The organism is Vibrio sp. SCSIO 43132 (assembly GCF_019904195.1).
GTDB classification, from domain to species: domain Bacteria; phylum Pseudomonadota; class Gammaproteobacteria; order Enterobacterales; family Vibrionaceae; genus Vibrio; species Vibrio nigripulchritudo.
In genome coordinates this window covers 750,282-763,889 of sequence record NZ_CP063200.1, presented here as the reverse complement: position 1 = coordinate 763,889, position 13,608 = coordinate 750,282, and the positions used below count along the sequence as shown (strand labels likewise).

The following is a 13,608-nucleotide window of genomic DNA, read 5'->3' as shown; positions in this document are numbered from 1 at the left end:
CTACTGTAAGCTTAGTCAGTGAATAACGCAGTAAGTGAATTACTTGCTGACGTTATTCAAAAGTAGGAAGAAAGACGGTTGCAAAGCAAAATCGTTCACCGACGAACTGGTGACGGCATTTTGCTTCCAGTTGGCAACGAAAACCCATGGAGCGTCTTCTTGCACAATTTTTTGCATTTCTTTGTACAGTTTGGCGCGTTCCGCCTGATCCGTGGACTCACGTGCCGCATTCAGCAATTTATCCACTTCTGGGTTTGAATAGTATCCAGAGTTGAATCCGCCTTTATCTGGCCACGCCTGAGTGCGAAGCGCTAAGTATGGCAAGGTATCCGGATCGTTAGTCATCCAGGCCATTTCCGCCATGTCTGCTTTGCCTTCAAGACCTGGGTTCACTTTGCCTAAGAACGTATTCCACTCGTAGGTTTCAATGCTGACATCCAGACCAACCGCTTTTAAGTCTGCCTGAATTGCGGTTCCCATTGGGATAGGATCCAGCATACCCGAGCCCCCTTCGGTCACATAAAACGTCAGTTTCGCCCCTTCTACACCCGCTTCTTTCAGAAGAGCTTTCGCTTTTTCAGGGTTGTAAGGATAAGGCTCTAGCGATTCATTATATGCCCAGGCAAATGCAGGTGGCGTCGGACCCGCGGCCACTTCTGCCGTTCCTTCCAGAACATTGTCTACCAACGCCTTCTTATTGATGGCGTAGTTTGCTGCCTGACGAACGCGTTTATCTGCGAATGGTCCTTCTTTGGCATTCAGGATAAGGAACCAGACGTGTGGTCCGGCTTGTTGCTTCACAGCAAAACGGTCGGAGTTGAATTCAGCCAATGCGTTAGGCGGCACTTCAACCATGATGTCTAAGCTACCCGCCAGCATTTCCGCAACACGGGTGTTGGCATCGGTAATTGGGCGGAAAACAACCGCTTCAAGCTTGGCTTTGTCTCCCCAGTAGTTATCATTTCTGACCACCACGACTTTGGCATTGGATTCCCACTCAGCAAACTTGAATGCGCCAGTGCCCGAAGGGTGACGTCCAAAGTCTTTCTGGTGTTTTTTTACTGCATCAGGAGAAACAATCAACCCTGTAGGATACGCAAGGTTCGACAAGAAAGGGGCGTAAGGCGCGTTAAGGGTAAACTCAACGGTTTTGCTGTCCACTGCCTTAACGTTTTCGATGGCAGAAAAGAAGAAAGAAAGCGGAAATGGTCCTGTATTGTGGTACGGATGTTTCTCATCCAGCATACGATCAAAGTTAAATTTCACCGCTTCAGCATTGAAAACACTGCCATCGTGAAACTTCACCCCATCGCGCAACGTAAAGGTGTACGTTTTGCCATCCTCACTGATTGTCCAGCTCGTTGCCAGTGCGGGTTCCACTTCTAACGTTCCGCTTTTGTAGCGTACTAAACCGTCGTAGACGTTCATCAGAATCCGGAAATCATTCACGGCTGTCACTGCATGTGGATCCAAACTTTTTGGTTCCGCTATCTGCCCAACAATCAGCACGTTAGGCGGAGTTTGAGCTTGCGCTGTGGGGAGTACTATTCCCATTACCAATACGCAAATTGTAAATAGTCGGTGGAACACGTTCATTGTGTTATCTCCTTCCTTAGTGTGTTTTTTACTCTTCCTGGCTATTGTTTAAACAGATTTATCATGATAAATATAATGTCGCAAGCATTTATTATGATAAATACATTACGAACATATCTATTGCTTAGATTACTAAGCATAGGAAAGAGGATGGCAGATGACCTTTTCATTGCTGATGAAGGATCCCAATAGCAATGCGCTCGGCGGCGTAGCGGCGACTGGTAACTTGTGCGTAGGGGGCTGGGTTTTAAGGGCGGATCCGTTGAGTGGTATTTCAGCCTCTCAGGGTTCTGACCCGAGCACATTGTGGGGTGAAAATGTGCTGACACTGATGAAAAAAGGGTTATCCCCAGAAAACGCGCTCGACAAGGTGGTAATGCCCGATATTGGAAAAGAGCACAGACAACTCGCGGCTTTGAACGTTCATGGGCAGACTGCGGTATTCACTGGATCTCAAAACACCCAATACCGAGGCAATATTCAGTTTGATCACGGGGTAGCCGCAGGAAACCTGTTAACCGGTGAAGAGGTGCTGTCTCGGATGGTCGAGTTCGCCCAGTCTTCAACCCTGCCCTTTATTGAGCGCTTGCTGCACAGCCTTGCCATGGGGGAATGTGCCGGAGGAGACATACGAGGGTTGCAATCCGCGGCTCTACTCGTTGTTTCCCCAGATAAGCCGCCACTATCACTTCGGATTGACGACAACGAAGCCCCTGTTAAAGCGCTGCAAAACCTCTACGTCAAAACCTGCGACCCGCAATATCAGCAGTGGTTAACATCCGTTCCTACCCATTTAAAACCCGAGAACCATTCATGAAAAATTACGGCACTAAAGCACAAAACTGGTTAACCCAACTGGCAAAATATTCTGAGACTCAGGAAGGTGTGACCCGCCGCCCCTTCACCAGCGAACACCAACAAGCCATTGATCAGCTTACGCTTTGGATGGAGCAAGCCGGATTAGAGGTAACGCTAGACAACGCGGGCACCTTAATTGGTCGCTATAACAGCCCGGTTTCTTCTAAAACCCTGTTGTTTGGTTCTCATCAGGATTCGATTAGAAAAGGCGGCAGGTACGACGGGATCATGGGCGTTGTGTTACCGATAATTGCAATGGGAGAGATTCTTTCACAAAAGGTCGAACTCCCTTTTTCTGTTGAGATCATGGTCTTTGCCGACGAAGAAGGCGTTCGATTCCCTACAGCACTAATCGGACCAAGAGCACTGGCAGGCACTCTAGATACTTCTGTGCTTGATCTTAAAGATGCGCAAGGCATCAGCATTCGTGAAGCCATGATTCAGTTTGGTTTATCAGGCAAAGGTTTAGACTTGCTTACCCGAGATCCAAAAGACCTATTAGGTTATTTAGAAGTGCATATTGAACAGGGACCGGTCCTCGAATCCAATAACCTGGCACTCGGTGTTGTGACTGCAATCTGCGGTATTGAACGGCATGAGATCCAGTTTGTCGGTGAATCTGCCCACGCTGGCACCTGCCCAATGGAGCTCAGGAAAGACGCGTTAAGTGCCGCCGCCCATGTTATTGCTGAGGCTGAATCCTATGCGCGGCAAACCGCGGATCTCAAAGCTACCGTTGGTCGGTTACATGTCGAACCTAATGTGGTTAATGCCGTACCCAGCCACGCCGCTTTTAGTGTTGAGATACGCTCCCCCGACGACGCAACGCGAACAGAGGCTGGAGAGCATATTCACCGATACGCTGCTCAGCTCGCAAAAGAACGTTCATTGCAGGTCACTACAGAAAAAACCTACCAGCAGGTCGCGCAACCTTGTTCGGATGAACTTCAATCAAGATTGCAAACCGCGCTCAAGAATATTGGTCAGCCTTCGTTTACCCTGCCCTCTGGCGCAACACACGATGCTTCCGCCATGGCTGATTTGGTTCCCATGGGTATGTTGTTTGTTCGCAGTGAAAATGGGCTGAGTCACAACCCTGCCGAATTTACTTCTGATGAAGATATGGGGCTGGCAGTCGAAGCGATTATTGAACTCCTGACCATGAACTCGGAACAAGAGGAAAAATAACTACGGTTCTTGCGCGTTCAATAAAAAGAGACTTTTTTCATTTGGTGCACCAGCACTGTTTTTACGCACTGGCTGATTAAATAATGCGCAATGTCCACTTTGTTTTAAAACGCCTCATATTCTTGTGACCAGCTTCCTGCCCGAATACACAATAATTCCATGTATTACATAATGTTATGTGCTAGCCTAAAACAGAAATCCACAAGCCGAAATAGGCGCTTGTGGATGAATTATTTGGACATTTTGTCTGATAATAATTGTTATAAGCCTAGAGGAAAATGATGAGAATTGATTTAGAAAACAAAATAGTTGAGTTACAAGGACGTAGGTTTGAAATCCCTTTATTGGTAGCGGAAGCATTACAAGACGAGTCTGATCTAAACGATCAGCACTTGACTGCCTCAAATCAGTTTCTAAGTACTTTGAAAGTTAAAAGAATTGGATTTAATGGACTGAAAGTAGATAACTACTACGAGTTTATCTTCAAAGTTGATGGTGACAAATTTCTAGATAGTCATTCTGAAAAGTACGAAGTAAATACGATAATTGACTCAGTCACGGTTCGCATCGGGTCCCCTAGTGATTTTTCGATCTTAGTGATCGGTTGTAAAAATCCATTTATGAAAAGTTATTATGTTGAAAATGACATGTATCATTATGTTTCTATATCATTTTCGACTAAGGAAACAAAAGCGGCAGCTGTTCTACAATATGCACAAGCACTAGTAAATAGAGTATTAGCCAAAGGAAATTCTTACCTTTCTCCGGATGATGTATTTAAACCTGACAGTGATTCTGACGATCTGGATGATGATTTTGGTTTTGATCAACCCTCACTGTCAGAACTTATTGGTGAATTCCAAGATTTTAATAATTCTAGCTATATATCAAAGAATAATGATAAGTTATACGAATTAATAGCCAAAGCTTATAAAATAAAAGAAGAATTAAGGTTTATACCATATTTTAAAATATTAGAGTATCTAGCACGTAATCAGAAATCTTCAAATGGTGAGTCGAAGTTTTCAAAGTTCTTGACCGAGATGAATATTAACTTTAAACAAGAGGTTGTTTCAGAACTTGGCGAAAACATTATATTCGATGATATGGTTGAATATATAAGAAATACAAGGAATGTACTTACGCATCCTACAGCTAAGTATAAAAAGGGCACGGTGTACTTTCCACTTAAAAAGTCAGTAGAATTTCAACGGTTAGTAATATCAAAGATTGTAGGTTTTGAAATCTGAGTTAACGGCTTATAACAAAGCATTTAAGAGTGATTCGCAACGCTTGGCAGTTTCGCTTCGCTCAAGTATAGCCAATCGTTGCTCACATATATGGTCTCCCCCTGTTTTGCAAGTCAATAGTCCGATTCAAAGCGCAGGTTAACTACCATATATACGGCCTGTTTTAGCGGCTATTGCCTTGGCCAAGATGAGGCAGTCGAACACGAAGTCCTAATCACCTTATCGGTTTTAATAACCAACGTGAGCAGAAGGTTTTCAACGTGTAGGATTTATCCTGTTATTCATCTCACTACGTACTTTGCAAAAGGTTACGGTATTGTCTTTTAGGCTGGTTGATACTCTTCATTTCTGCGGATGACAGCCCATGCAATCCGCATCAGTTTATTGGCTAACGCGACGGCAGCGCGGTTAGGGCCTCGCCGTTTTTCAAGCTCCAGTGTCCACAAGCTCAGTTTGTCTGACTTGTACTTTGCCCTTCTTAATGCCGCTCTGGCACCGTGAACAAGCAACGACCGAATATAGGTATTGCCTTGTTTGGTTATTCCCAATAGCACGACTTTATCTCCGGTCGTATCCTGTTTGGGCACCAGCCCCATAGCGGCGGAAGCATCCCGACCAGACTTAAACTGCTGTCCTGACCCTAACCGGACAGCCACAGCCTGGCTGGTTAAAGGACCGAATCCAGGTATGGAAGTGAGCCGTTTTGCATTATCAAATTGCTTGAGTGTCTGAGCCAACTTGTTTTCAAACCAGTCGACTTGTCGTTCGATAGACAGATACCTCTCATACTGCTGCTGAATAAGTTCACGAAGAATCGGAGAGAGTTGGTTATCCGGGTTTTCTAAGACCTCTGGAATGGCTCTTCTGAATGAGGCTTTCCCTCGGGCAATAATGACACCATATTCAGCAAGAAGCCCTCGAACCTGATTGATTAAGCGAGTTCTTTCCGTCACAAGAAGTCTGCGCATTTTGATGAGCGACTGTACATCCTGCTGTTCAATGGATTTATGAGGGACGGGGTGGTCTCTTTGATAAAGAGCGAGTTCCGCAATCGCTTCAGCATCGTTATAGTCATTTTTCTGTTTTCGCCGCTGGCTTTTGACATGTTGAGGCGGGTAGAGAAGAACGCGATGCCCAAAATTTGAAAATGCCCGAGCCCAGTAGTGAGCAGAAGAGCACGCTTCCATGGCAATGGTGGAAGATTCTATATTTGCGATGTGGCTAAGTAACTTAGTTCTGTAGATTTTTTTACGCCCAATGTTTTTTCCTTTATGATTGATTTCAAAGAGAAAGAAAACGTTTTTGGCTAAGTCGATGCCGATGATTTTGTGATGTGACATGGTCAGTTCCTTCATCATTTTGATGTCTTCACTTCAAACATGGTTTAACACGAAGTGAAGTGGTAGGGGGAGACCATCTCATCACCTTAACAGGGCTACATGGGTTCCCCCGGCTGTCAAACATCCGCTAAACTTCAGGTGATGGGGTTTGGACTGCCGCTCTACATTCGGTCTGTTTGCTGGTGATTTATGCTCACCATGACCCTGATGACTTTGCGCGACTGCGGTGCCTTATTCGTTAGATGACATTGGGTATGTCCGCCGCATTAACAGGCTCTCCGCTCTTGGTCTTAACCTATCTCCATCCATTGCGTTTGCTCTGACCCGGTGGGTATTCTCTTTCTGCTGCTTGGTTGATTGGGAACTAAGCAGCGTAATTCTCATATTCCGTCTGGTTGTGTAACAGTGACCAGATAATTCGAGCGTTCTTAGCCGCCAGTGCGACAATCGCCCGATTCATCCCTCTTCGTTCTAATATGCCGCGACACCATTGGCTGAGCCTGTCTTGCTTATCGCCTAAGTTGGCTATCACGGTTCGTGCTCCATGAACTAGCAAGGTTCTCAAGTACTTGTCACCATGCTTAGTTATCCTGCCCAGTCGAGTTTTCCCTCCTGTCGAATACTGTTTGGGAACCAACCCTAACCAAGCGGAGAAATCTCGGCTCTTATCAAACTGAGCGCCATTACCTATGGAAGCGAGGATTGCGGTGGCAGTTTGTGGACCGATGCCTCTGACTTTCATAATGCGCTGAACATTGTCACTGACTTTAGCGAATGCGTGAAAAGCTTGTTCTGTGTCGGCGATACGCTGGTTCAGGTGCTCCAAGTGGTGGTAGGCATCAGCAATGGTGGCTCTTGCCAGTTGTGGCAGCTCGTTTTCCGCCTCTTCAAGGAGGAGTGGGACTTGCTTCATTAAAGAGGACTGACCGACGGGCATGATAAGTCCAAACTCGGACAGCAAGGCTCGTATGCGATTCATCAATGCCGTTCGCTCACGAACCCAGTGCTCTCTCATTCGATGTACCGACAATATGGCTTGTTGTTCGGAGGATTTTACAGGCACAAAGCGAGTGGATGTGTGTTGAACGGCTTGGCATATGGCGACCGCATCATTGAGGTCATTCTTTCCTTTCACTCGGTGTGGCACCACATATTTAACCGCCATAATGCGAGCATCATGTCCCAGTTTATTGAGTGTTCTTGCCCAATAATGCGCGCCGCCACACGCTTCTAATCCTATACGCATAGGTGGCATATTTGCTATGGTAGTCAGCAGCTTAGGGCGAGTAACAGATTTGTGGAGAATAACTTTTCCGTTGTGGTCAACGACGTGGATGCTAAAGTGGCTTTTCGCTAGGTCGATACCGCCAAAATAAGAACAATTAGACATGGTGCCTCCAGTGTTAATCGATACCACCTCAGTGTGGCAGATTCTAGGAAAGGGGAATCCATGTCATTCGTTATAGCTCAAGGGAACTTATGATTATTGAAATAGCTCTAGCTATATTTACCACTTTATCCGCACTTTTGGGTGCACTTACATTGATAGCAGAAGATTTCCATGACAATTGGTGGAGAAGAAAAGCTGTAATTGCAAAGTCATTAGCTATAAACAGTTTTATAGTGTTTTTTTTATGTGGTGGAAAAATCTACTTTGATAGTGTGGATAAAAGTGAGAATCAAGCGCTGCTTGCTGGCTTGGAGAGCAGCCTAAGCGAGTCTTTGTCGAAACAGCATGAACTAGAAGAGCAGTTAAGTATAACCAAGACGGAACTTAAACATTCAATTGAAAATGCAAATTTACTGGAATTACAATATCGAAAAAACAAAGAGCTACAGTCAGTTCATAAATGGAGAGCTGCGTTTCTTGCGGAGAAAAAAATTAATACTAATCTACTAACGTTTTTGGCGGATGACCTAAACAATGATAATAGATTGCTTTTTCTTTATCAGCCGTCTTATCTCAAGAATAATTACTTGATTGACGTAATGAAGAGTTCTCATGTTACTAATCAACGCCAGTTAGAGCTAATGACTCTACTATATAATGAGCTCAATGAAATTAATGAAAAAATAAAAGCAGGGAGCGGCGCTGTTCTCTCAGGAAATTATGAAGGTCTAAGGTCTGGTTTTTCGCGGTTTATTGGTGTCGAGAACAATGCAAAAAATGCTCTTAATTTGTATGAGCAAGTGGCATCTGAGCTATAACAAACGACTATGGCGTCAATAGCTAGTTCTTAGCTATATTTTCATCCCACATGACGCCATCTCTTAGCATTGAGTTTAAGATGACAACCATCTTGCGAACGCAGGCGATGATAGCGACTTTCTTCGGTTTTCCTGATTGAACGAGGCGCGTATAAGTCGCTTTGAAAATAGGGTTACACTGCATAGCAGACATCATCGCCATATATAAAACGGTTCGAACTTGCGCTCTTCCTCCTTGAATCACCCGCTTGCCTTTGTAACGCCCACTTTCTCGAGTAATGGGTGCAACACCAATGAGGGAAGCGGCTTGTTTATTGGTGATGTACCCCAGCTCGGGAACGTTGCTGACGATTGATGCTGATGCGATATTTCCAATGCCAGGAACACTATGCAGGATGTCGTTTTTGGTCTGATAGTCTGGACATGATTCGATGAGTTTAACCAGCTTATCCTCGATGTTTGAAATCTGGTTTTTCATGGCAGTTAGGATTGGCTTGATGGTCGAATGGAGAGATTTTGGCAATACCTGAATACGGTTCTTCTCCATTGTTTGCATAGAGAGTAGCTGATTGCGACGTATGACTAAGTCACTCATCAATCGTATGTTTTCTGCTTTTATGATGGAGATGTCGGGCTTGATTGCTTCTGCGTGATGAGCGATAAGCTCAGCATCTAATCGGTCGTTTTTAGCTCTTCGACCAATGGCTCCTGCGAAGCGTTTAATGTGAATAGGGTTGGCACGAACAATAGGTAATTTGGCTTCTGCACATGCCAGGACAAAGGGCATTTCTAGACGTCCGGTTGCTTCAATAACGATGCGTTCAGGTGAGTGTTTCTTTATCGTTTTGATGGCGTCTTTGATGCCTTTGTTGTTGTTTGAGACAGTGAAAAAGAGATTAAGTGGTCGTATAAAAATATCGAGTTGCGCCTTGCCAGTATCAACGCCGATATTAATGTTTTGAAGTGTGTTGGTAATCATAATAAGCTAACTCTTGCTTGCGAAATGCGGGTTCGAGACCCAGTCGACTATTCGAGGTTTGTGCTTGGAGTCCTATGGGGTGTTCATGTTTGTTATCGGTCTCTCGACAGAGGAGCCAGCATTCAATCGAACTACCCTATAGAAAGCTTTAGTTGCAGCTAAAGCCTGGGTCTCACATTACCCGAATTCAGGAAAGATTATCCATACAAAGCTTCAAGCCGACCGCCAACACGTGGCATTTTTGGTTTGCATTAATAATTGTGTTTAGGTGCAATGCGGTAGCCGTTGTATTGCGTTGGCAGCGGATTAAGCGTGGCGTTATGTACCCGAGAATGAGAGTTAGTAAGAAGTGGCAAGACCTTAAGCTTGCCACTCGAATGACTTAGTTATCCCTATTTTGATATAGATCTACGACTAATGTTGCAAGTACGCTGGCTATGAAGCTAATTAAGAATTGTTCAATCACTATAGTCTCCCTTGTTGGTGAAAATTCCCAGACTTCCTGGGGCTGTAGTCAATGCTATTGCGAGTACGTATCTGGAGTCCATTTTTTACTGCCGCAGTTAGGCGGCGTTTTTTAGTGTGATATAGATCAGGGTAGTTTTTAGATTGACGTAGAAGTCTGAGTACATAACAAACCGCTCAAGACGGACTATCAACGCTCGGCAATTTTGGTTCTAGTTTGGTAAAGTGTTTACGGCAGCTATCTTTATGTATTGTGTTATACGTTGCTAGCCACTTAGCGGAGCGTTAAATACTTAAGTATTGATACTTTTGTATTGTAACAATGGTGGTTAATAACCATAAGGAAACTGTTTGAAATGAATCATAAGATGTATCTGTTTTCATTAGATTACGGTAATCGAGCAGAAGAAAAGGTTTTTGTTAAAGAAATACTTGATAGATTCGATAGTCAGACTCTCGTAGGGTGTGGAACATTAATCAATAACAATCCTTATAACTTGGAGCTGTTTCTTTTCCTAAACTTTGAAAAAGATGACTGTGATTTTGATCATTGGTTGTCTGTTCATTATCCAAACAAGAGCCGCACGTTTAATGTGTTAATGGATGAGCTTACAGAAGCTGCATTTTCTAGGCGTGGGTATTCAATTACTACATTTTGCGACTCAGAAGAAGTTGATCTTATATTCTCTAGTGAAGCTAATGAATTGTTCTTGTTCCCAGATCGGGGGCTAATGTATGAAGTATGGGGTGCACCTATTATGCAAAAGCAAAAAATATTTTTGTCACATTCATCGCGAGACAAGCATGTAGTTGATGATTATTTTAGTCAGCTACAAAAATCACAAATCAAAGCTTGGTATGACAAAGAGGAGATAATTCCAGGGGACAGTATCACGTCCCGAATTAATGAAGGGCTAAATGAATGTGATTTGGGTGTACTTTTCATGTCCAACAACTTCTTGTCGAAACATTCAGGTTGGACAGAAGCAGAATCAAACTTCTTTATTAGCAACCGAATGAAAAAAAACAAATCCCTGATTGTTGTAAATCTAGGGGTTGCACATGAGGATATTCCTCCATTGTTACAAGATTACTTGTACATTGATGGCAGAAAAGACAGAGCAATTGACGAGCTTATTTTTGCGGCAAAGAAACAATTAGAACGCATTTAACACATATGAGCCTTCCGCCTGTCAATAGGCAATAACACTCTATTGGCTGCGCTAGCAGCCAATCCATCTCGAACAACAAAGTCATCTACTTCGTTTTGTCATTTAGGTCATTAAGCATGGCTTACAACTAGCACATATAGAGACTCTCTTATTGCGATCTAACGCTTCTTCGTAGGGGACTAGACATTTATCGGTTAGCCTTGGTTGGATCTATGCTTTTCGCTCACAAATGCGCGCTCCGCACGCTTACGACCCTATACGTATTGGTGGTACTTTTGCTATGGTAGTCAGCAGCTTAGGGCGGGTAACAGATTTGTGGAGAATGACTTTTCCGTTGTGGTCAACGATGTGGATACTAAAGTGGTTTTTCGCTAGGTCGATACCGCCAAAATAAGAACAATTAGACATGGTGCCTCCAGTGTTAATCGATACCACCTCAGTGTGGCAGATTCTAGAAAGGGGAATCCATGCCATTCGTTATGTATTTGGAGGAAATAGGAAATGACAAAGTGTACTTTGGCTATTGAAAAAATATCAGAAGAACAACCTGTTACAGAGTTGAAAGCAACAGTGACTATGGAAAATGGGAAGAGCTTGTCATCGATCTACTCGAGAAATATCAACGCAACTAATTGGCAAACAGTAAATACTCCCAACTACAAAGCAGAATTTGACCTAAATGATGAGCAAGCTAACGACATCATAATAGTTTTGGATGATCTTGTTGACACTTATGCAAACGGCAACCAAGAAAAAGGTTTTCGTTCAATGTTAAAGACGAGCCTTGAGTGTAAGTTGAAAAACGAACTTTCTTGGTCACAATAAAAACAGTAAGTACATACATAACACATATGAGCCTTCCGCCTGTCAATAGGCAATAACATTCTATTGGCTTCGATAGTAGTCAATCCACCTCGAACAACAAAGTCATCTACTTCGTTTTGTCATTTCGGTCATTAAGCATGGCTTACGACAAACACATATAGAGGCTCTCTTATTCCGGTCTTACCGCAGCCAACGGTTCTTCGTTGGGGTACTAGGCATTTATCGGTTAACCCTTGTAGTTCTTGTATTCATCCCTTCAAAAAATGCGCGCCACCGCACGCTCCTAATCCTATACGCATAGGTAGTATGTTTGCTATGTTAGTCAGTAAGTTAGGGCGAGGAACGGACATGTGAAGAATGACTTTTCCGTTGGAGTCGACGACCTGAATTCTAAAGTGTTTTTTCGCTTAGTCGATACCACCACAGTGTGGCAGATTCTAGGAAAGGGGAGTCAATGTTGTTCGTTATGTTTTTTGATTTCTTATAGGTAAAAGGAGTTAACATGAAAAAGCTTTTTATTTTAGTAGGCTTAATGTATTCACCGTTCAGCATATCGGCATCAGATAATCTAATAGCTAATGTAACTTATACTGGTACTTATGGTGATGGGCGATTTTTTGTTGCATTTGATGTAACGATTAACGAACCAGGATGTCCTCGCAACCGTATTGACGTTGCGCCAAATCACCCACAAATTGATCGATGGCTAAGTATTGCATTAGCTGCTCATGCTTCTGGGAAACCTGTTCAGGTTAGAACTAATGGCTGCTACAAAGGTTACCCTACGCTAGATAACACTGATGCTTCTTGGTTCCACAGCAAGTTCTAAGAAAGTTTTAATAGAAACATAATAGAGTTAAAACCTACAACCAACACGTGGCACATTTGGTTTATGGTGCATACAATATTGAGGAGCTTAGTCCGTATGTTATCTGTGGCTTAAACTAGCGGTATGGAGTTACACACTGTCAAGCACTTACTAAACTTTAAGTGATAGGTTTTGGACTGCAGCTATACATTGAGTATATCCGCCCAACTTAACAGGCTCTCCGCTCGTGGTCTTAACCTATCTCCATCCATTGCGTTTGCTCTGACCCGGTGGGTACTCTCTTTCTGCTGCTTGGTTTATTGGGAACTAAGCAGCGTAATTCTCATATTCCGTCTGGTTGTGTAACAGTGACCAGATAATTCGAGCGTTCTTAGCCGCCAGTGCGACAATCGCCCGATTCATCCCTCTTCGTTCTAATATGCCGCGACACCATTGGCTGAGCCTGTCTTGCTTATCGCCTAAGTTGGCTATCACGGTTCGTGCTCCATGAACCAGCAAGGTTCTCAGGTACTTGTCGCCATGCTTAGTTATCCTGCCCAGTCGGGTTTTCCCTCCTGTCGAATACTGTTTGGGAACCAACCCTAACAAAGCGGAGAAATCTCGGCTCTTATCAAACTGAGTGCCATTACCTAATCCGCGCCGCCACACGCTTCTAATCCTATACGCATAGATGGCACATTTGCTATGGTAGTCAGCAGCTTAGGGCGAGCAATGGATTTGTGGAGAATTACTTTTCCGTCAGAGTCGACGACGTGGATGCTAAAGTGGTTTTTCGCTAGGTCGATACCGCCAAAATAAGAACAATTAGACATGGTGCCTCCAGTGTTAATCGATACCACCTCAGTGTGGCAGATTCTAAGGAGGGGGTATCCATGCCATGCATTATGGAATCTTTAAA

11 protein-coding genes and 3 pseudogenes are annotated in these 13,608 nt (G+C 43.8%); 7 read left to right on the top strand and 7 right to left on the bottom strand.

Translation table 11 applies throughout. The features are described 5' to 3' along the window. Window positions 1-39: 39 nt before the first annotated feature. Window positions 40-1,596 carry an ABC transporter substrate-binding protein gene (locus INR79_RS21600; RefSeq protein ID WP_223099822.1) on the bottom strand — a complete coding sequence of 519 codons (1,557 nt, stop codon included), beginning with the start codon at window positions 1,594-1,596 and terminating at the stop codon, window positions 40-42. 157 nt (window positions 1,597-1,753) lie between these two features. On the opposite strand from INR79_RS21600, the gene INR79_RS21595 reads away from it, so the two are divergent. The 3 genes from INR79_RS21595 (at window position 1,754) to INR79_RS21585 (ending at window position 4,892) form a co-directional block, all read left to right on the top strand. Further along, on the top strand, window positions 1,754-2,413 hold the full coding sequence (locus tag INR79_RS21595) for a DUF1028 domain-containing protein (RefSeq protein WP_223099820.1): 660 nt from the start codon (window positions 1,754-1,756) through the stop codon (window positions 2,411-2,413). Next, a complete protein-coding gene (locus INR79_RS21590; protein ID WP_223099818.1) occupies window positions 2,410-3,642 on the top strand; it encodes a M20 family metallo-hydrolase in 1,233 nt (410 codons plus the stop codon). Before INR79_RS21595 ends, INR79_RS21590 begins: the two co-directional genes overlap by 4 nt. Window positions 3,643-3,920: 278 nt before the next feature. Beyond that, entirely contained in the window at window positions 3,921-4,892 is a 972-nt protein-coding gene (locus INR79_RS21585) for a hypothetical protein (RefSeq protein ID WP_223099817.1), read from the top strand. A 323-nt stretch (window positions 4,893-5,215) separates the two neighbouring features. Here INR79_RS21585 and INR79_RS21580 read toward each other — a convergent pair whose 3' ends face one another. Together INR79_RS21580 and INR79_RS21575 are read right to left on the bottom strand one after the other, a co-directional pair. Further along, the gene (locus INR79_RS21580; protein WP_223099815.1) at window positions 5,216-6,232 is read right to left on the bottom strand and encodes an IS110 family transposase; all 1,017 of its coding nucleotides are present in this window, start codon (window positions 6,230-6,232) and stop codon (window positions 5,216-5,218) included. 364 nt (window positions 6,233-6,596) lie between these two features. Continuing rightward, on the bottom strand, window positions 6,597-7,622 hold the full coding sequence (locus tag INR79_RS21575; protein WP_223099813.1) for an IS110 family transposase: 1,026 nt from the start codon (window positions 7,620-7,622) through the stop codon (window positions 6,597-6,599). An 89-nt stretch (window positions 7,623-7,711) separates the two neighbouring features. Here INR79_RS21575 and INR79_RS21570 point away from each other — a divergent pair, with 89 nt between their 5' ends. After that, on the top strand, window positions 7,712-8,440 hold the full coding sequence (locus INR79_RS21570; RefSeq protein WP_223099811.1) for a hypothetical protein: 729 nt from the start codon (window positions 7,712-7,714) through the stop codon (window positions 8,438-8,440). A gap of 22 nt (window positions 8,441-8,462) precedes the next feature. Here INR79_RS21570 and INR79_RS21565 read toward each other — a convergent pair whose 3' ends face one another. After that, window positions 8,463-9,419 (bottom strand): IS110 family transposase, encoded by a 957-nt coding sequence (locus INR79_RS21565; RefSeq protein ID WP_223099809.1) that lies wholly within the window; start codon window positions 9,417-9,419, stop codon window positions 8,463-8,465. Window positions 9,420-10,240: 821 nt separating this feature from the next. Between INR79_RS21565 and INR79_RS21560 the strand changes: the two genes are divergently transcribed. Next, complete coding sequence (locus INR79_RS21560) at window positions 10,241-11,056, top strand: toll/interleukin-1 receptor domain-containing protein (protein WP_223099807.1); 816 nt, start codon at window positions 10,241-10,243, stop codon at window positions 11,054-11,056. Window positions 11,057-11,308: 252 nt separating this feature from the next. Here INR79_RS21560 and INR79_RS21555 read toward each other — a convergent pair. Continuing rightward, window positions 11,309-11,464, bottom strand: a pseudogene (locus tag INR79_RS21555) (IS110 family transposase); the annotation flags it as partial. 93 nt (window positions 11,465-11,557) lie between these two features. On the opposite strand from INR79_RS21555, the gene INR79_RS21550 reads away from it, so the two are divergent. Further along, window positions 11,558-11,881, top strand: coding sequence for a hypothetical protein (locus INR79_RS21550; RefSeq protein ID WP_223099805.1), 324 nt, complete (start codon window positions 11,558-11,560; stop codon window positions 11,879-11,881). A gap of 260 nt (window positions 11,882-12,141) precedes the next feature. On the opposite strand, the pseudogene INR79_RS28170 reads toward INR79_RS21550, so the two are convergent. Next, window positions 12,142-12,270 (bottom strand): annotated as a pseudogene (locus tag INR79_RS28170) (IS110 family transposase); the annotation flags it as partial. Between the two features lie 113 nt (window positions 12,271-12,383). On the opposite strand from INR79_RS28170, the gene INR79_RS21545 reads away from it, so the two are divergent. Beyond that, complete coding sequence (locus INR79_RS21545) at window positions 12,384-12,710, top strand: hypothetical protein (RefSeq protein ID WP_223099803.1); 327 nt, start codon at window positions 12,384-12,386, stop codon at window positions 12,708-12,710. Window positions 12,711-13,016: 306 nt separating this feature from the next. Here the strand turns inward: INR79_RS21545 and INR79_RS28255 are convergent. Continuing rightward, a pseudogene (locus INR79_RS28255) lies at window positions 13,017-13,522 on the bottom strand (transposase). Between the last annotated feature and the right edge of the window lie 86 nt (window positions 13,523-13,608).

Bases quoted from the DNA above. Each gene is read 5' to 3' on its own strand.
- INR79_RS21565 (WP_223099809.1), bottom strand. From the start codon at position 9,419: ATGATTACCAACACACTTCAAAACATTAATATCGGCGTTGATACTGGC.
- INR79_RS21590 (WP_223099818.1), top strand. From the start codon at position 2,410: ATGAAAAATTACGGCACTAAAGCACAAAACTGGTTAACCCAACTGGCA.
- INR79_RS21550 (WP_223099805.1), top strand. From the start codon at position 11,558: ATGACAAAGTGTACTTTGGCTATTGAAAAAATATCAGAAGAACAACCT.
- INR79_RS21545 (WP_223099803.1), top strand. From the start codon at position 12,384: ATGAAAAAGCTTTTTATTTTAGTAGGCTTAATGTATTCACCGTTCAGC.
- INR79_RS21570 (WP_223099811.1), top strand. From the start codon at position 7,712: ATGATTATTGAAATAGCTCTAGCTATATTTACCACTTTATCCGCACTT.
- INR79_RS21585 (WP_223099817.1), top strand. From the start codon at position 3,921: ATGATGAGAATTGATTTAGAAAACAAAATAGTTGAGTTACAAGGACGT.
- INR79_RS21600 (WP_223099822.1), bottom strand. From the start codon at position 1,596: ATGAACGTGTTCCACCGACTATTTACAATTTGCGTATTGGTAATGGGA.
- INR79_RS21560 (WP_223099807.1), top strand. From the start codon at position 10,241: ATGAATCATAAGATGTATCTGTTTTCATTAGATTACGGTAATCGAGCA.
- INR79_RS21580 (WP_223099815.1), bottom strand. From the start codon at position 6,232: ATGTCACATCACAAAATCATCGGCATCGACTTAGCCAAAAACGTTTTC.
- INR79_RS21575 (WP_223099813.1), bottom strand. From the start codon at position 7,622: ATGTCTAATTGTTCTTATTTTGGCGGTATCGACCTAGCGAAAAGCCAC.
- INR79_RS21595 (WP_223099820.1), top strand. From the start codon at position 1,754: ATGACCTTTTCATTGCTGATGAAGGATCCCAATAGCAATGCGCTCGGC.